Genomic DNA, 18,423 nt, shown 5'->3' on the forward strand with positions numbered 1-18,423 from the left:
AAAACGCTGCAATAATAGCGATTTTTTCGAATCATAACTTTATTTCATGTAACAAATGCTTTATGATTGGTTTCATGTCGAATAATTATCTAAGAGTGTCTATTTCATACTACAGAAAAGATGACACCGCATATGGCGATGTCATCTTTTTGTTTACTCCCCAAACTTCCACCAATCCAGGAAGAAGAGGTTCTGCTTCTGGATGTCGCCTCCCTTAAAGACGAAGTAGAGATCATGAACACCCTTTACCTTCTTCACCTGGGTAGAGAAGGTTTTGTATTCATCCTTGGTGTTTTTGATATCCACTTTGCCGATACACTGACCGTTTACCCCATCAAGACGGATTTCGATGCAGCCACCCAACATGTGGCAAGAGGCAGAAACCTCAAACTTACTTGCTCCCTTCCTGAAGTCAACACCCTTCACGAGGATATACTCAGCCTCATCAATATTCGTAACCACCTGGTTCCATTTGTTCTTCTGCGCCCACTGATTCTTAGGCTGCGTCTTCAATCCATAGCCCCAAGCCATTGTCTCAGCCTCAACCTGGCGATAAGGGTTGAACCATTCTATCTGCTCCAGCTTGCAGTCCTGGAAGTATGGCAACTCCTGGATGGTTCCGTCAGGATTGTATGTCATCTCGGCCGCAGATACAGAACGCTGCTCAGCATGACGTCCCGTCTTCAAACGGAAGATGTCATAATTCAAGCCGAAGCAATAGCTCTTGCCCTTGTAGTCGATGATGCCCGGATGATTGCCACGAGTACGAGGCGTATGGTTCATGATATGTCCCTTATAGTCCCATGGTCCGAGCGGATTCTTGCTCATCGCGTAACCGATGCCCTCAGGACAGCAGGTAGAAGCATAAGCCAGATAATAATTGCCATTGCGCTTCCAGAACCAAGGACCTTCCTGATAATCCTGAATCTTCGGGAAGTGCATGATGGAATCAGAATATGAAATCATGTCCTCGTTCAGTTTCACTGCCTTCAACTCCGGGTTGCCCCAATACATGTAAGCCTGGTTATCATCATCTATCCATACGGTAGGGTCGATGTCGAACCAGTCGCCCTCCCATACCAGAGGCTTTCCGATAGGATCCTTAAACGGTCCGTATGGATTATCAGCTACCAGCACTCCGATGCCATGACCATGGATTGGGCAATACATATACCATTTGCCATTGCGCTCGATGACCTGCTCTGCCCAGGCACCATTCTCGCCCTTGAACCACTTGAAGTCTTTCAATGAAGCCACGGCACCACGGTCTTGCCAGTTTACCATATCCGTAGAGGTATAGAGCAGCCAGTCCTTCATCAGGAAGCCCTCAGCCCCATCCTCATCGTGGGTGGTATAGAGATAAACCGTATCGTTGTGCACATAAGGTGCAGGATCGGCAGTATACTTGGTCTGGATGATAGGCAAGTTGATGTTCTGTGCAGTTGCTGCAGTTCCCATGCCAGCCAAAAGCAGGGATAAAATCATTCTGCTTCGTATCATTTTATGATTTAAATTAATCATTAGTATTTCAAATTGTTATTTGCGACTGCAAAGGTAAGTAAAAAAACAGAATTCTACTTTATCACATGTACCAAATACTTTATATCATGTAACACTTACAAGAAAAAAATGAGTTAGGATTTTTAACATAAAGCACTAAAGCAGCCGCATAAGAGAAAAATCAAATTTGCTTCTCTAAGTATTTTATCGCTACAACCTTATATACATTCGCAAATTGCACTGAGTAGAGTGCAATTTACGTTAAAAATTGCACTCTATTCAGTGCAATTTCGTATTTAATTCGTATATTTGCACCCATAAAGAGCAATATAACAGGCATAATATGGAACAATTACAAGCAACATTCGACAAATTGCTGAGAGAAACGAGTACTACGTTTCATCGCTATATGTATAATCGCATCAATTGGGATGCTCGTATGATTGGATTAATGGGACCAAGGGGTGTCGGTAAAACAACTTTGGTGCTTCAACACATCAAAGAACAACTACCAAGAAAAGACTCTCTCTATGTACAGGCAGAAGATTTTTATTTTGCCAGTCACAGACTCACCGAACTGGCAGATTCATTTGCAAAGATGGGAGGAAAGTATCTTTTCATTGATGAAATCCATAAATACAAGGATTGGGCAAGGGAGCTGAAATTGATATATGATTATCATTCTGAACTCCATATAATGTTTACAGGGTCATCTGTTCTCGACATAGCAAAGGGGGCATTTGACCTGAGCCGTCGTGCACTTATGTACGAGATTCAAGGACTCTCATATCGCGAATATCTGGAACTCTTTCATGGAATCCATTTTCCTGCATGTACTTTAGACCAGCTCATGCAACAGGAAGTCGATATACCAAATGGTTTCTTGCCTCTAGAACATTTCGCGGACTATCTGCAACGAGGATATTATCCTTTTTCTGATGGCGACATCAGAATGTATATTCAGCAAGTAGTCAATGCAACGATAGAAACCGATATTCCGCAATATGCAGACCTTACGGTTTCAACTGCAAGAAAGCTCAAAAGACTACTTGCCATCATCGCTCAAAGTGCGCCATTCAAACCTAACATGAGCCAGATAGGAGGTCAACTTGAAGTTTCAAGAAACAATATAGCCGACCTTTGCGCCTACTTGGAGAAAGCTGGACTTATTGGGCAACTCCGTACTTCAACAGGTGGCATTCAAGGTCTAGGCAAAGTGGATAAGATCTATCTGGATAATCCAACACTCATTTATACCCTTGCTGGAAAGAGTGTGGAGATAGGAACTGTTAGAGAAACTTTCTTCTTCAATCAGACACGCTCTCTCATGCCTGTCACAGTATCCCCTATATCAGATTTTCTGATTGACGGGAAATATACATTCGAGGTTGGCGGAAAGAAGAAAAAGCAAAATCAGCTACAGAACATAGAGAATGGATATGTGGTAAAGGATGATATAGAAACGGGCTATGGCAACATCATTCCGTTATGGATGTTTGGCATGCTCTATTGATAGATAATCCTTTATTATAGAAAAGATGACCCCGCATTTTGCAAGGCCATCTTTTCTGTTGCTACTCCCCAAACTTCCACCAATCCAGGAAGAAGAGGTTCTGCTACCAAGGGAACTATTTTGCCCAATCCAATACAATCGTCTTGTCTTCATCAATCATAAAGTTCATACCAATCTTTTCCACGGTTTTACCTTTTAGGGCAAAAGCATCAGCATAATGCTTGCTGTTGATTTGGTCAAGAGCCTCTTGTGCCGACTTATTAAATTTCAGTTCTATCACATAGATGGTATCCTTTGTTTCCATCGTAATGTCTGTTCTTATACCGAGACTTAAAATCTCTTTTATGAAATATAGGAGTAGAAAAAGAATACTGAAAAAAGAAAGTCACTGATTATTAGTTCAATACATGATTTTTAACAGTTTTTTCTTTTTCAGACCTTTTTTTTTATGCCATTACTTTATATAATATTTACTATCAAATCGAGTGCCCTCTTTTTCTATCTCCTTCCCAACCATAGAATAGAGCATCTTTCGAATCTCTTTCATATCTATATCAGGAATGCGCTCTGCTATATCAGATATTTTACTCAAAGGATGCACACGGAGATCTTCCATAATTAGTGCCTTAAGAACATGTGGTTCTATAGTCTTCAAACTAGTAACAATGTTAGATTTTGCATTTTTCAGCAAAGTTGTATTGATTTGGAAAAATGATCCTTTCTTGACGCCACCTTTCGTTATCAGATTGCTTTTGTCTAAGTTATCGATATAGCTTCTCAATCGTTCTTCTGCAGATAGCTGGAGGATTTTAGATAAATCAGTTGCGGCAATGCGTTTCTCTCTGGCTATGATACCGAAAGCTATTTTGTTCTTTTGGGAAAGCTGATAATTATGGTCAACATAATCCATCAGGCGAACAACTTCTTTATCCGTAATCTCTGCACTTTGATATACCGTGACAGTGTTGAATGTTGATTCTATCTCTGGTTGTTTCTTTGCTTCAACGGCATCCAACTCATAAATCAAGTCATAACCAGAGCCCTCACCTTCCATCAATCCAAGTGCAGTCAGTATCTCAATCATATTCGGATTACGTCTGTGCTTAGTATGAAGGATGTTGTCTTTGGTTACACCCAAAGGGAGACCACCAGGATTGGAGATGCTGATATAACCTGGATATACCTTGATAGTGATGTCGTTAGAGATGGTTCTTGAACTATGAGCCAAACTGTTAACAAGCAACTCTCTGATTAAGTTCTCGTTATAATAGCGTACTGTCTTACGGAAGAGTCCATTAGGCATCTCATAGCTATAGGTCAACTCTACAGCCTTGTCCATAATATCTTCCAAAAGTTCTTTCGGATTACGTGTATTGTCACGCCATTCCAATTTGTTGGTTTTGTTCTCCAAGTCATCATATACGATATATTGCACAGTGATAGGATAGCAAATACGGCTACGCTGTTTGGCTGTACCAATCCATAAGACACCAAGATTAGTCATCTTGTTACCGTCAAGAAGATGGTACTGTTCGCCAATTTCCATATCGTCGAGCTGCTTGATATGCTGCTTCACTCTATCAGATTGGCGTATATCATTAGCGAATTTAGAGAGATTCGTCTTATTCTCATCTTCCAATTCAAATCGTGTTGGCACAAGTTCCCATTGGAAAGCTCCTTTCTCTTCTCCTACACGTTGAATATCTTCACTACGCACAGGCTCGCATTTGTCTGCGACACGGATGTACATTTTGCCATCAGAAGTGGTGGCATATGAATGGAGTGAAGGGAATACTGTGATAGCAAAGTACTGGCTGCCAGTTTCGTCTGCACAAACGTCGCCTACAGCAAGACCTACGTTGAAACAGAGTCCACGCAATCTTGTAACGGCACTATTTGCCTCTTCTTGCGGTATAACCTGATTGGGAGCAGGCTTCTTGGTCTTGTCTTCTACGCCAATCATAATTTGTCCACCTTGTGCATTGGCTAAAGCCACACAAGTAGTAGAGAGTTCCTTGAATCCTTTCTCTCCAGTTCGAATCTTTTGCAGACTCTTGTATTCTATCTTTTGTTGCTCTGTATTCATGTTTATTTGTGTCTCCTAATTTTAATTAGTGTATCCAAATTTATTCCATGCTTTGGGGACGAGGTGCTTGGTACGGTATTTTCCAAATCGGCGTATCTCGATGGCACTCTGCTGAGCCGCAGGCAATTTGTAATGGGCGATTATTTTGCCCAATCCAATACGATCGTCTTATCTTCATCAATCATAAAGTTCATACCAATCTTTTCCACGGTTTTGCCTTTTAGGGCAAAAGCATCAGCATAATGCTTGCTGTTGATTTGGTCAAGAGCCTCTTGTGCCGACTTATTAAATTTCAGTTCTATCACATAGATGGTATCCTTTGTTTCCATCGTAATGTCTGTTCTTCCTCGGGAAGTATGCTGTTCCACCAATATACGGAAATTCGTAAGCAGGGCAAAGATGATATACATTGTCTGCTGATAATGCCCCTCATAATCGGTATTATCGCAATAAGGTACTGTCTCCCAGAACGTTTTCAATAGCTGAAGAGCACCATCCATGTTACCCTTATTGATAAGAGCCGACATCTTGGCTACGGTCGTATTGCACATTACAGACTTTGCCGCCAAATAATGCGGCAACATACTGCGATACAAACCTATCCTCACCTCTTTGTTTGGCAGAGCCAAGGTATAGAGTTCCGTTTCCGAATCATAATTCTTGATAGTGATATAACCACTCTGATAAAGCAAAGGCATAATAGTAGTCATCGTCTCAGTGGCTGCATCGAAATCATCCTTTGATGCATCCATCTGTTCACCCAGGTCAATCGGTGTAAAGTCATATTTCCGCATCATATTAAGGAGATAAGTAGGAGTGCCTGAGCCAAACCAATAGGAATCAACCTTTCGCTTTGAAAAGCAAGTGAGCAAGCTATATGGATTGAATATGTCAGAAGAAGGCCAAGCGAAATGATAGCCATCATAATTTTCCTTCAACTTTTCCAAAGTTTTATCATACGACAAGCCCAACACATCTGCCATCTGCTGAATATCTTCATGCATTTCTGTCACAAGTTCCTCCTTGGTAATGCCACAAATACCAGCATATTCTGTATCCATACTCACATTTGTGATATTATTGAGTTCACTGAAGATACTAAGCTGCGAGAACTTGGTGATACCTGTCAGGAAGACGAAACGCAGCATTCGGTCGCTATACTTTAGGGGACTATAGAAATTGCGCATCACCTCTCTCAAGATATCCAAGCTAGTATCCTCATGTACCACATCAAGCAAAGGAGCATCGTATTCATCGATGAGCACAACAACCTTCTGCCCTGTCTGTTCATATGCCGTTTTTATTAAATTAAGCATACGAACATTCGGGTCAGGAGAATCATTGACGATGCCAAATTTTTCTTCATTTACCTTCAATATATACAAGAGATAGCGCACCAATTGGTCTTTCTCCATGTGCTTTCCACCAGCCAAACTAAAGTGAAGCACAGGATATTTCGTCCACTCCTTCTCCAGTTTTTCGATGGCAAGCCCCTTAAAGAGTTCCTTCTTACCCTCGAAATAACTTTCAAAAGTAGATACCAACAAGGATTTGCCAAAACGGCGTGGACGACTCAAGAAGAAATACTTTCCACTCGTATGAGTCATACGATAGATGTATTCCGTCTTATCTACATAGAGAAAGTCCTCCTCTCGAATCTCAGAGAAGGTCTGCATGCCTATTGGATATAACTTCGTTGCCATATTATCAACAATTTACTATTTACGTTGGCAAAGATAAGCAAAAATCCCGAAACCGCCAAGCGATTTCGGGATTTATTCTGTATTCAACTGTGTACCCAATACCTTGAAGGGAATTTGATCACTCTATCTACGTCTATCAAGATGACCTTGCGTTTTTGCGAGGTCATCATTTCGTTACTGTTTATCGTTCTGGAAATATAATTGATTTATTGTTGTCTGAAATTCCATTTAGAATTATCACTGTTGAAATCGAAGGGAGCCAGACCTGGAGTACAATCGCCGAGTGAAACCAATGCCAGTTTCTCTTCTGTGCCCGGCACTGCCTTCGGCATGATGCGATAGGTGCCATCGGTGAGCTGTTCGATGCGCCAAAGCTGGGCATCTTCACCCGTAAACTCAGGTTTAGCAATGACATCATGCTGAATGGTTGCGGTAAGATAGCGAGTAGTGCCCTCTATGCAGATCTTATAATAAGGACCACCCAGATAACCACCCTTTCCGGCAGGCATGATGCTCCACTTTTGATGAGGACGGAACATGTAATCGTTCATTCTCACCTTCACCTCGCCCTTAGGCCATTCTGCCTCTACCTCCTTTAAGGTCTGAGGTTCGATATTCTTCAGAGGCTTGGTTGGCTTGATCCAGAAAGGTTCGATATCCCGCTGCATTCTCACGAAATCTACGGCAATCTCCAGGGCATAGCCTCTTCGTTCCGATTCTATCTCGTAGGTTCCGGCATGAAATTCATCACCAGCCACAGGCCAGTCGTTCTTCCACAACAAAGGACGGATAGCCAGGACGCTTCGTCCTCCCTGTCTGAAATCAGACTCATAGTGGAATGACATCTTTTCCACACCCTCTTCCTCGATATAGCGTCCGAAGTGACCGGGACCCGTCTTCAGATTATTGGCTGCAATCACCATCTTTCCACCGCCCTGCAACATCTCTCTGCCCACATTATCTACGTATGGACCGGTTATCTTTCGCGAACGTCCCACCACGATATTGTAGGTAGAATTAGGACCATCGCAACAGGTGCCATGAGTGCCGAGAAGATAATACCAGCCGTTGCGGTAAATCAAATCAGTAGCTTCGCAGTCGATGGCGATATTGACGGGTTCGTTGCCTTCCATCCGCTTACCCGTCTTCGGATCAAGTTCTACCAGACGGATAAATCCGAAATAGGTACCATAACTGAGCCAGAGTCTGCCGGTAGTAGGGTCGAGCAACAAGCCCGCATCAATGGCATCACAGTCTTCATCATCTAAGGATGAGGCAACCACCACCGGTTCAGTATATTTGAAATCAGGCGATTTCGGATCGAGCGTTTTGTTCCACATCGTCAGGACATCACCGCGATGACTGCCTCCCAATCCACCACCCGTAGCACTGTAGGCTACAAGATAACGGTCGCCAATCTTCAACACATCAGGAGCCGCTCCTCTTCCGGGACGAACAGCACCACCCTGCCAGGTCCAGCCATCCTCCGACCAGAGTCCGCCTTCACCCGTTCCAAAGGTATAATACTTTCCATCACACAGGGCAATGGTAGAAGGATCATGAATGAAAGGTTCGCCAACCTGGGCTTCTGCCTCGTAAGCAGAGGAAGACAACAAGGCAACCAAAGCAGCGGCATAAAGTTTCTGCTGAGCAGCAACCGGGCTAAAATATCTGAAAAATATATTGTTCTGTTTCATAACTTTCTTTATTGATTGCACTACTTCACGTGAATAGACAGGTTTCTGACAGGCTTGCCCTGTCCGTCGATGAATCGGACACAGAAGTCACTCATACCAGGACCATTGATTACCGCACCACGAAGGATATTCCTACCTTTCTTCAAGGTAAGTTTCTTAGAAACCACATCATCGCGAACCATTCTTCGGTCGCCTTCGAGCATCACCGCCTCCTCGCCATTGAGCCACCACATGGAAGCACCATTCGAGCCAACAGACAAGCGGACGTCTTTCATCTCCTCAGGGGAATCGATAATGGTAACCGCCCAGAACAAGACACCATACTTAGGCTTCTTAAATGAAGTAGCGAAACGGAAGAGTTTCACATTAAACAGTTTACTGTCCAGCGCATGCCATTTCAGTTTTTCCTTGCCCACCTTCACGACGGCTCCATCCTTAGGAACTGTTTCCATCTGTTTAGGGAAATACTGCGTATGGAATATCTCCTTCAGATAAGAATCAGTAAAAACGACATTGCTCTTGACCGGCATAGAGATGGGCTCCAGGAGCAACCATCTCTGAATAAAGCCAGCCGCATTAGGCATGACAGGCTGCTTGCCGACTGGTCCGAAATAAGGATTGATGTCTTCAGGTAAATTCCTATTTTGGGCATCCGCAGAGGAATGTCCAAAAAGGAATACACATAAACAAAACAATCTAACTATTTTATTGAAAAAGTTGTTCATAGACTATTCATTATTATTGAGGTTCGATAATCTGATAACGGCCACTCAGATGCATGAAGGCAAAGAGGCGCAACAGTCCGTCGTAGTAGCCATCGAAGAAACCTTCCTTGTCTGGCTCATGCTTGGCATTCCAGAAATGACTGACGAATTCCCTGCCCTTTACATGATTGCTGACCAATGAAGCCGCAGCCGCAGTGGCAACGAAACCGATAGAATGGCGGAGTGCCTTAGGAGCCGTACCTGCCGGCAGAATATCTTCTACCATCGTTCCATCTACATTATACTGGTCCAGGAAAGAATCTATACCCTGACTATACAGGAAATTCTGCAGCGTATTGGCATATTTCTGCTGCCACTCCTTATCCTTGCAAGCCCAGGAATAATCGAGCGCTATGTTCATTGGAACACGCCATGAGTCATAACGGAAAGCATCACCCAACAACCGACCGGTCTTCATCAGACTGCCATCATAGTTGCAATAGTCCGGGTTCAAGCCCGTCTTCTCATTGATGCACTTATGCAGGAACTCACGGCTTTTCTCAGCACACTCCTTCCAGAACTGAGAACGTCCATCGTTAGCCCATTTAGCCCAAACCTCGTAAAAGGCAGGGAGATGGTAAGAAGGATCGGTAAACTTCCCGCCCCAATGATCGGGCGTAAAGGTAATGAGCTGATGTTCGAGATTGATAAGCGGAGCCGTACGGTCCATTCCCACCTTCTGCATGCTGCAATCCAGAATATGCTGCGCTTCCTTCAGATAGTTGATGCCCGTATCATTGCCCCATCGGTTGGATGCAAAGATGAGCGAAGTTACGAAATAGAGCTCACCATCCGATGCGGCTCCCTGCGCATTTCTCGTTCCATCAGTCTTGCAGCTCCATGCGAAATAGCCCTTATAAGGTCCTTCCTGATGCTGCATGTATCTTTTGCTCCATCGCCAGAGGCGGTCGAAGATGTCCTTCTTGTCAAACTGCACGGCAACCATCATTCCATACGACATGCCTTCGGTTCTCACATCATTGTTCTTTATATCGCTGACATATCCCATGGAATCGCCCACCTCGAAATAAACCTTGTTCTTACCGTAGAATACATCATTGAACACTTCGTTCACCTTCCTGTCTATATCAGCCTGCTTATAGCCCATTTCGGCAAAGAGATTACGATACCGGTGAGTTTCGAAAGCTCCCTTTTCCCAAGGCAACGCATCAAAGCCCAGCCAGTCAACCTCAACATCGGCTCCACTCTGCAAGGATACATGGAGAGCATGAACGCCCTGAGGAGCATGGAGCACCTGGGCACGGACATTCTTCCAGCCTGCCGACTTCGGAATCTTCACCTTAGCGATGATATTGCCCTTCTTGCCATCGGCTCTGACTACGAGCACACCGCCCTTAACCGACTTGGCACGAACGGTGATTTCTTCCACCTTCTCGTTACCAAAATCCACCTTATTATATATAAGAGCTGTATTCGATTGAGAGAAGAGAGTTTTCCATCCGGCAAAACAATTGTTTTTATCCAGATATTCAATACCAATACCCTTGCCTTGCAGCGCAGAATAGCGGTCTATCTGAATGCGCGAACGAGCCTTGGTCAATCCCACACCTCTTAGCGTAGGTATCACCTTCTGTATCGTTCCGTCAGGATTGAAGTTCAGAGAGTCGATTCGCACCGAGCGGTTCTTGTCGAACTTAGGCGAATAATCATTATGATGATAGAAGAGATACCACTGTCCCTGATATTCCACGATGCTGTGATGGTTGGTCCAGCACTTCGTAGGCGACTCATCCATGATGATGCCCTTGAACGTGAAAGGTCCCATCGGATGGTCAGCCATGGCATAAGCCAGCGTTTCGGTTCCATTCTTTTCACGTACCCAAGGGAAGGTGAAATAATATTTGCCGTTACGCTCGAAAGCAAACGGTCCTTCCTTGAATCCCTCAGGCAATCCCTCTACCAGTTTGGGCTCCGAGGCAAGTTCCGTCATGTTTGGTTTCAGCTTAGCCATGTGCAAACCAGCTCCAGCCCAGTAGATATAAGCTTGTCCGTCTTTATCTATCAACACACAAGGGTCTATACCATGAACCCCCTCTATAGGTTTCCACATCGGCATAAATGGTCCTTCCGGTTGGTCGGCAACAGCCACACCTATTCCGAATCCCTTCTCCTCCCCTTTCGGAGCGGCAGGGAAATAGAAGTAATATTTACCATCTTTCTCCACACAATCAGGAGCCCACATCGTATAGCTTCCATCCTGTACCCAAGGTACTTTATCCTGCGAAACGATGACTCCATGATCCTGCCACTCAGTAAGATTGGTAGAAGAGAAAACGTGATAATCTGCCATGCAGAACCATTCCTTCAGTTTCTCGATAGGACTCGGAATGTCATGAGAAGGATAAAGATATACCTTCTCGTTGAATACGCGAGCCGTAGGATCAGCAGAATACTGTCCGCTGATAATCGGGTTTTGGGCTGATGCTCCTACCGACATTGTCATCAACATTGCACACATCCATGTTTTCATACGCAAATTTTTATTCAAGTAGTATTATCAGTTGTTTGCAATTAGTGTCACTATTGTTTTCTTTCCGTCATAAACCATCGTTTGTTGATTGCCATCAGGCATTACAAAAATCAGCTGGCGACGCTTTACCATTTTTTTGTAACTACCTTTCCGTGCAGATATAGATAGCTGACGATGGCTGTCATCCCAATTTAATGTATAGGTGACATAGCCTTTGCGCTCACAGTCATAACCGTCACCAGCATCTTCATAGATAGTAAATGTAGCATCCGCACCAGGATACACCTTTATAATATAAGGAGCATCGGGATGTTCATCGGCATATTGCTGTGGAGCGGTCATGGGCACTATAGAACCACCACGCACATACAGTGGCGAATGGTCGATAGGCGCTGGGGCATCAATTGTTTGACCACCTTCTATCCTAATTCCAGTCCAATAGTCATACCATCCCCCTTTTGTTTGCGGCAGATAAACCAGCCTGGAAGCTTTACCATAAGCCATCAGGGGACGTGTCATAGGCGCTACCAGAAAGGCGGGACCGAACATAAATTCGTCTTTAAGATCATATACTGCGCTATCGGCAGCAAAATCAAATGCCAATGCTCGGGTCATCGTATAACCCTCATTACTAACCTTTGCTGCCATTGAATATATATAGGGCAAAAGTGAATAACGCAGTCGGATATGGTTGACGATACTTTCGTAGAATGGTTCACCGGGCTTGCCAAAACGCCATACTTCACGTGGGGTATCAGTACCGTGACTGCGGAGCATGGGCAAGAAAGTGGCATATTGGAACATTCGGGTATAGAGTTCACGATAAGCGGGATCATTACATCCATCGGGATACTCTCCTTTATAAAACCAACGATTCCAACGATCTGGACCTGCAAAGAATGCCCCCACATCAATAGTCCAATATGGACATCCCGTAGCCATAAAGTTGAGTCCTGCAGGTATCATCTGGGCAAAGGTTTTCCATGAAGCGTAGGTATCACCATTCCATGTGATGGTGGCATAACGTTGCTGTCCTGCATAGGAACTTCGTGTTAGATTGACCACTCGTTTACTATCAGTGGTTTGACGCTGATGATTGTAGATTCCCATTGCATGATAAAGAGAATAGGTTTGGCTACGTTCCGCACCCAACACGTCACTCAATGCCTTGGTATTAATCTGCCAACGTTCAAAATGGTTGTCATAACCATAACCAGGATGCACTGGATTGTTCCAATCGCCATCGATGGGTTCCGATGAATCGCACCACCAAGCATCAAAACCATTACTAAAAAACTCCCGATTGGCATAGTCCCAATAGAGCGAACGAGCATCGGCACGATAGGCATCATAAACAGAACTGCCTGGCAAAATCCATCCACGACGATTGAAATCATCATATTGCGGACAGTATTGCGCATTAGGCCAAATAGAAACCATCAACCTACAATTCATTGCATGCAGGCTATCAGCCAACATACGTTTATTGGGATAATACTTCGAATCCATCATCATCCGTCCCCACTGACCTGCTGGCCAATAGTTCCAATCTTGCACTATCATATCAAGAGGTATCCGGCGCTTACGATACTCACCAACTATGTCAAGAAGTTCTTGGGAACTGCAATAGCGTTCTTTCGATTGAGTATAACCAAAGAGATAACGTGGCATCATAGGGCTCTGACCTGTCAACCACCGATAGTCCGCCACTACCGCATCCATGGTCGTTCCCTTCATGAAATAATAATCTATCTGCCTTGCCGCTTCCATCTCTACATAACTACTGTCTGCCACATCATTATAAACCATGGCACAACCAGCATCAAAGAGCAATCCATAGCCTGCGGTAGAGTTGAGCACAGGAACCATTGCCTTAAGATTGTGTTGGCAGAGATACATTTTCTTGCCACGCAGATTCATATAATTCTCTATGTGGGAACCAAGTCCATAGAGGGCTTCGGTGGCGGTCCAGTCGAAATACGTGCGATAGCGGAAGGTGCTGCCGATAGTATCGCGACGCAACACGTCCATCACCGCCACATCGCCATTGGCGGTATGCGCAGTACGGCGGCTTGTTTCATCATAGGTAATTTTCTCTTGCCAGACCTTCTCCGAACTTCGCGGACAGCGAGGATGCTCACGTAGCAGCAGTCGATGGTGCAGGTCGTAATAGCTGACAGCGCCTGTTGCAGCATCAATACAGACCGTCATACTATCGGAGGAGACCGACCACAGGTCATCGCTATAGGTCAAAGGCAACTTCTTTTTCCGATGAGCCACACAGACGTCAGTACCATTGCCCGTCAACTGCCCATCGGGCTGATACTGCACACGAACAATATCTGCACGCACAAACTCTACACGCAGTCGTGACAATCCGTCAACCACTTCCAATCCGTTGCTGACAGCCATAGGCTTTACTGCCTTTATTTCCCTATTAGCAGCTATTGCCAGTGGGACAGCAAGTCCCACCAGCAACATGGTTATTGTTTTCTTAAATTCCATTGAGAACAATACTTAGTTAATTTTTAATTTTACATTGACTTTTTTCAAGTCTTTATCTGCAGAGCTATTACCATAATATACTTCATACTTGCCACCCTTAGTCCGAACGGTATTGGTGGTAGCATCAAAGAGTTCGAAGCTCTTGCTGTCAAGTGTTATTATGGCATTGGCGGTTTGACCAGCCTTCACTGCCACACGCTGATAGGCTTTGAGCGACTTCAACGGACCATCTGCATCTGTTGGATCCTTGACATAAACCTGAATCGTCTCTGTACCGTCTTTCTTACCAACATTGTTCACAGGAATTGTCAGCGTGATTTTTCCGTCTTTTCCGAATGAAGTAGCAGAAAGTTGAGCATCGCCTATACGGAAAGAAGTATAGCTTAAACCATAACCGAATGGGAAGAGCGCATCGTTCATATAACGATAGGTTCTGCCCTTCATGCTGTAATCCTTGAAATCAGGCAACTGCTCTGAATTCTTATAGAACGTAACAGGCAACTTGCCGGCAGGATTGTACTCTCCGAAGAGTACACGAGCCACAGCCTCACCACCTTCTTGTCCCGGATACCATGCCTGTAGGATAGCATCACAACTCTGGGTTTCTGGTGTGAGTGCAATAGCCGAACCTGAGCAGTTTACAAATACCACTTTCTTTCCAGCTGCCTTCAATGCTTTCAGAAAATTGCGTTGTACGGCAGGCAGTTCGATATCTGTGCGGTCTCCACCCTTGAATCCTGGTACATGGATAGGCATTTCCTCACCTTCCAACTGTGGTGAGATGCCACCTACGAAGACAACGGTCTCGCAATCCTTCAACTGCTTGAGCGAAGCCTGATAGTCGATAGGATTCTCGTGCCCGATATTGAACTTCATGTCCGCATTATAATTAGGCATCTCAGCATATCGTATTTCTATCTTATACTCCTTGCCCTTCTCGGCTTGGAACTCGATACGACTCTCGGTAGTGCGCCAGATAGAATGCTCTGCCTTCTTCTCACCATTCAGATAAACCTCATAGTGACCGCAACCAGCCACGTCGAGCAACACCTTGTCAGTCTGCTTAGGACGGAACACGGTTTCATATTTTGCAGAGAAGCCCACCAGCTTCACATTAGGAGCGAAAGAATGCTGACCATAGGTAGTTACCTGCACAGGATTCTTCTCCTGGGTGATGGTAACAGGCTTGCCTTCCATCTTGCGGTTGTTCCAGAAAGTACCCTTAAAGCCCAGCTTGCCATCCATGCTACACTGGTCGAAGTAAGAATCCAAAGTCTGGTCGTTCACCAGGTCGCACCCTTTAAAGGTAACGACCTGGTTTTTCTTCAAACGACTCTTGATACCATCCAGGATGGTAATTGTCTGTCGTGGGGTACCATTATAGTTTCCCCACATCATCGGTTCGTTATCCACATTTGGTCCGATGAAAGCAATCTTCTTTACCTTTTTATCGAGAGGTAATACCTCATTCTTGTTTTGGAGCAGCGTCATAGTCTGCAGAGCCATATCGAGTGAGAGCTGGCGATGCGCCTTGCTGCAAAGCACCGATACAGGGATCTTCGACCATGATACAATCTTGTTGTCATCCATCTCACCTAAGTCGAAACGACCTTCGAGCAGACGAATCACATGCTTATCAACTTCTTCTTCAGTCAGGGCACCATACTTCACAGCCTCAGGCACCGACTTATATACATAATTATATCCACACTCCACATCCGTACCAGCCAGCACGCCCTTAGCTGCCGCATTTCTGGCATTGCTCGAAACCTTATGGTTCTCCCAGAAATCGGTGACAGCGCCACAGTCAGAAACCACCAGGTATTTGAATCCCCATTCATCTCTCAATATTTGCTGGAGCAAACGGGTACTGCCGCAGCATGGTTCATCATCCCAACGCTGATAGGCACACATCACCTCACGCACCTTGGCATCCTGCACCAGTGATTTGAAGGCAGGCATATAAGTTTCCCAAAGGTCGCGCGGTGTAACATCGGTAATATTGTCTGTATGGCGAGCCCATTCTGGTCCGCTATGGATGGCATAGTGCTTGGCACAAGCCCAGAGCTTGCGGTATTTCGTATCCTCAGGTCCCTGCAGTCCGCGCACCACGGCACATCCCATTCGGGAGGTCAAGTAAGGATCTTCACCATAGGTTTCCTGTCCACGTCCCCAGCGAGGATCACGGAAGATATTCACGTTTGGAGTCCAGACTGAGAGGGCATGGAAACGAGTTACATCTCCCCCCTTCTGCTGCAGTTCATTCCATTTGGCACGCATCTCATCAGATGTTGCATCAAAGACTCTATACACCATTCTGTCGTTAAACGATGCAGCCATTCCGATAGGTTCCGGAAAGACGGTTACATCTCCCATGTTCGCCACACCATGCAGCGCCTCGCTCCACCACTGGAATCTCTTGATTCCCAATCGTGGGATAGCCGGCGAATCATCCAGCATCAGAGAAGCTTTCTCTTCCAGTGTGAGACGACCACATAAATCTACCGCTCTCTCATGAGCCGAGAGGGCTGGATTCTGATAAGGAAACTGCTGTGCAGAAGCATTGCCGGATGACATAGTCAGCACAAACATCAAAGCTGCGTATATAACTTTCTTGTTCATTGTAATTACTATTAAGCTATTAGTATATTAAATTGTTATTCATCATGAATTTATTGTTGCCTGAAATTCCATTTAGAATTATCGCTGTTGAAATCGAAGGGAGCCAAGCCTGGGGTACAGTCGCCGAGTGAAACCAATGCCAGTTTCTCTTCTGTGCCCGGCACTGCCTTCGGCATGATGCGATAGGTGCCATCGGTGAGCTGTTCGATGCGCCAAAGCTGGGCATCTTCACCCGTAAACTCAGGTTTAGCAATGACATCATGCTGAATGGTTGCGGTAAGATAGCGAGTAGTGCCCTCTATGCAGATCTTATAATAAGGACCACCCAGATAACCACCCTTTCCGGCAGGCATGATGCTCCACTTTTGATGAGGACGGAACATGTAATCGTTCATTCTCACCTTCACCTCGCCCTTAGGCCATTCTGCCTCTACCTCCTTTAAGGTCTGAGGTTCGATATTCTTCAGAGGCTTGGTTGGCTTGATCCAGAAAGGTTCGATATCCCGCTGCATTCTCACGAAATCTACGGCAATCTCCAGGGCATAGCCTCTTCGTTCCGATTCTATCTCGTAGGTTCCGGCATGAAATTCATCACCAGCCACAGGCCAGTCGTTCTTCCACAACAAAGGACGGATAGCCAGGACGCTTCGTCCTCCCTGTCTGAAATCAGACTCATAGTGGAATGACATCTTTTCCACACCCTCTTCCTCGATATAGCGTCCGAAGTGACCGGGACCCGTCTTCAGATTATTGGCTGCAATCACCATCTTTCCACCGCCCTGCAACATCTCTCTGCCCACATTATCTACGTATGGACCGGTTATCTTTCGCGAACGTCCCACCACGATATTGTAGGTAGAATTAGGACCATCGCAACAGGTGCCATGAGTGCCGAGAAGATAATACCAGCCGTTGCGGTAAATCAAATCAGTAGCTTCGCAGTCGATGGCGATATTGACGGGTTCGTTGCCTTCCATCCGCTTACCCGTCTTCGGATCAAGTTCTACCAGACGGATAAATCCGAAATAGGTACCATAACTGAGCCAGAGTCTGCCGGTAGTAGGGTCGAGCAACAAGCCCGCATCAATGGCATCACAGTCTTCATCATCTAAGGATGAGGCAACCACCACCGGTTCAGTATATTTGAAATCAGGCGATTTCGGATCGAGCGTTTTGTTCCACATCGTCAGGACATCACCGCGATGACTGCCTCCCAATCCACCACCCGTAGCACTGTAGGCTACAAGATAACGGTCGCCAATCTTCAACACATCAGGAGCCGCTCCTCTTCCGGGACGAACAGCACCACCCTGCCAGGTCCAGCCATCCTCCGACCAGAGTCCGCCTTCACCCGTTCCAAAGGTATAATACTTTCCATCACACAGGGCAATGGTAGAAGGATCATGAATGAAAGGTTCGCCAACCTGGGCTTCTGCCTCGTAAGCAGAGGAAGACAACAAGGCAACCAAAGCAGCGGCATAAAGTTTCTGCTGAGCAGCAACCGGGCTAAAATATCTGAAAAATATATTGTTCTGTTTCATA

General features: G+C 45.2%; 11 protein-coding genes. 1 reads left to right on the forward strand and 10 read right to left on the reverse strand.

All coding sequences use genetic code 11. The features are described from left to right. Positions 1 to 153 precede the first annotated feature (153 nt). The gene (locus F7D47_RS13835; RefSeq protein WP_153086521.1) at positions 154 to 1,485 is read right to left on the reverse strand and encodes a glycoside hydrolase family 43 protein; all 1,332 of its coding nucleotides are present in this window, start codon (positions 1,483 to 1,485) and stop codon (positions 154 to 156) included. Between the two features lie 358 nt (positions 1,486 to 1,843). Between F7D47_RS13835 and F7D47_RS13840 the strand changes: the two genes are divergently transcribed. Then, positions 1,844 to 3,013, forward strand: coding sequence for an ATP-binding protein (locus F7D47_RS13840; protein WP_153086506.1), 1,170 nt, complete (start codon positions 1,844 to 1,846; stop codon positions 3,011 to 3,013). Between the two features lie 115 nt (positions 3,014 to 3,128). On the opposite strand, the gene F7D47_RS13845 is transcribed toward F7D47_RS13840, so the two are convergent. From F7D47_RS13845 to F7D47_RS13885, 9 genes are all read right to left on the reverse strand, one after another. Continuing rightward, positions 3,129 to 3,383 (reverse strand): PD-(D/E)XK nuclease domain-containing protein, encoded by a 255-nt coding sequence (locus F7D47_RS13845; RefSeq protein WP_228113375.1) that lies wholly within the window; start codon positions 3,381 to 3,383, stop codon positions 3,129 to 3,131. Positions 3,384 to 3,467: 84 nt separating this feature from the next. Continuing rightward, a complete protein-coding gene (locus F7D47_RS13850) occupies positions 3,468 to 5,099 on the reverse strand; it encodes an ATP-binding protein (protein WP_118150838.1) in 1,632 nt (543 codons plus the stop codon). A gap of 140 nt (positions 5,100 to 5,239) precedes the next feature. Beyond that, a complete protein-coding gene (locus F7D47_RS13855) occupies positions 5,240 to 6,802 on the reverse strand; it encodes an ATP-binding protein (protein ID WP_153086507.1) in 1,563 nt (520 codons plus the stop codon). Between the two features lie 206 nt (positions 6,803 to 7,008). Beyond that, on the reverse strand, positions 7,009 to 8,499 hold the full coding sequence (locus tag F7D47_RS13860; RefSeq protein WP_153086508.1) for a family 43 glycosylhydrolase: 1,491 nt from the start codon (positions 8,497 to 8,499) through the stop codon (positions 7,009 to 7,011). A gap of 20 nt (positions 8,500 to 8,519) precedes the next feature. Further along, the gene (locus tag F7D47_RS13865; RefSeq protein ID WP_153086509.1) at positions 8,520 to 9,224 is read right to left on the reverse strand and encodes an acetylxylan esterase; all 705 of its coding nucleotides are present in this window, start codon (positions 9,222 to 9,224) and stop codon (positions 8,520 to 8,522) included. Between the two features lie 13 nt (positions 9,225 to 9,237). Then, positions 9,238 to 11,754, reverse strand: coding sequence for a glycosyl hydrolase family 8 (locus tag F7D47_RS13870; RefSeq protein WP_153108157.1), 2,517 nt, complete (start codon positions 11,752 to 11,754; stop codon positions 9,238 to 9,240). A gap of 27 nt (positions 11,755 to 11,781) precedes the next feature. Then, the gene (locus F7D47_RS13875; RefSeq protein WP_153086511.1) at positions 11,782 to 14,259 is read right to left on the reverse strand and encodes a glycoside hydrolase family 31 protein; all 2,478 of its coding nucleotides are present in this window, start codon (positions 14,257 to 14,259) and stop codon (positions 11,782 to 11,784) included. Positions 14,260 to 14,271: 12 nt separating this feature from the next. After that, entirely contained in the window at positions 14,272 to 16,881 is a 2,610-nt protein-coding gene (gene xyl3A / locus F7D47_RS13880) for a xylan 1,4-beta-xylosidase (protein WP_153086512.1), read from the reverse strand. Positions 16,882 to 16,931: 50 nt separating this feature from the next. Next, positions 16,932 to 18,422: a family 43 glycosylhydrolase gene (locus tag F7D47_RS13885; protein WP_153086508.1), complete on the reverse strand. Its 1,491-nt coding sequence runs from the start codon at positions 18,420 to 18,422 to the stop codon at positions 16,932 to 16,934. Position 18,423: the final 1 nt, after the last annotated feature.

The organism is Segatella copri, from assembly GCF_009494835.1.
GTDB classification, from domain to species: Bacteria; Bacteroidota; Bacteroidia; order Bacteroidales; family Bacteroidaceae; genus Prevotella; species Prevotella copri_F.

What these genes read in the sequence shown, in the direction of transcription:
- F7D47_RS13870 (WP_153108157.1), bottom strand. Translation starts at nt 11,754, where the DNA reads ATGAAAACATGGATGTGTGCAATGTTGATGACAATGTCGGTAGGAGCA.
- F7D47_RS13860 (WP_153086508.1), bottom strand. Translation starts at nt 8,499, where the DNA reads ATGAAACAGAACAATATATTTTTCAGATATTTTAGCCCGGTTGCTGCT.
- F7D47_RS13875 (WP_153086511.1), bottom strand. Translation starts at nt 14,259, where the DNA reads ATGGAATTTAAGAAAACAATAACCATGTTGCTGGTGGGACTTGCTGTC.
- F7D47_RS13835 (WP_153086521.1), bottom strand. Translation starts at nt 1,485, where the DNA reads ATGATTTTATCCCTGCTTTTGGCTGGCATGGGAACTGCAGCAACTGCA.
- xyl3A (WP_153086512.1), bottom strand. Translation starts at nt 16,881, where the DNA reads ATGAACAAGAAAGTTATATACGCAGCTTTGATGTTTGTGCTGACTATG.
- F7D47_RS13855 (WP_153086507.1), bottom strand. Translation starts at nt 6,802, where the DNA reads ATGGCAACGAAGTTATATCCAATAGGCATGCAGACCTTCTCTGAGATT.
- F7D47_RS13865 (WP_153086509.1), bottom strand. Translation starts at nt 9,224, where the DNA reads ATGAACAACTTTTTCAATAAAATAGTTAGATTGTTTTGTTTATGTGTA.
- F7D47_RS13850 (WP_118150838.1), bottom strand. Translation starts at nt 5,099, where the DNA reads ATGAATACAGAGCAACAAAAGATAGAATACAAGAGTCTGCAAAAGATT.
- F7D47_RS13885 (WP_153086508.1), bottom strand. Translation starts at nt 18,422, where the DNA reads ATGAAACAGAACAATATATTTTTCAGATATTTTAGCCCGGTTGCTGCT.
- F7D47_RS13840 (WP_153086506.1), top strand. Translation starts at nt 1,844, where the DNA reads ATGGAACAATTACAAGCAACATTCGACAAATTGCTGAGAGAAACGAGT.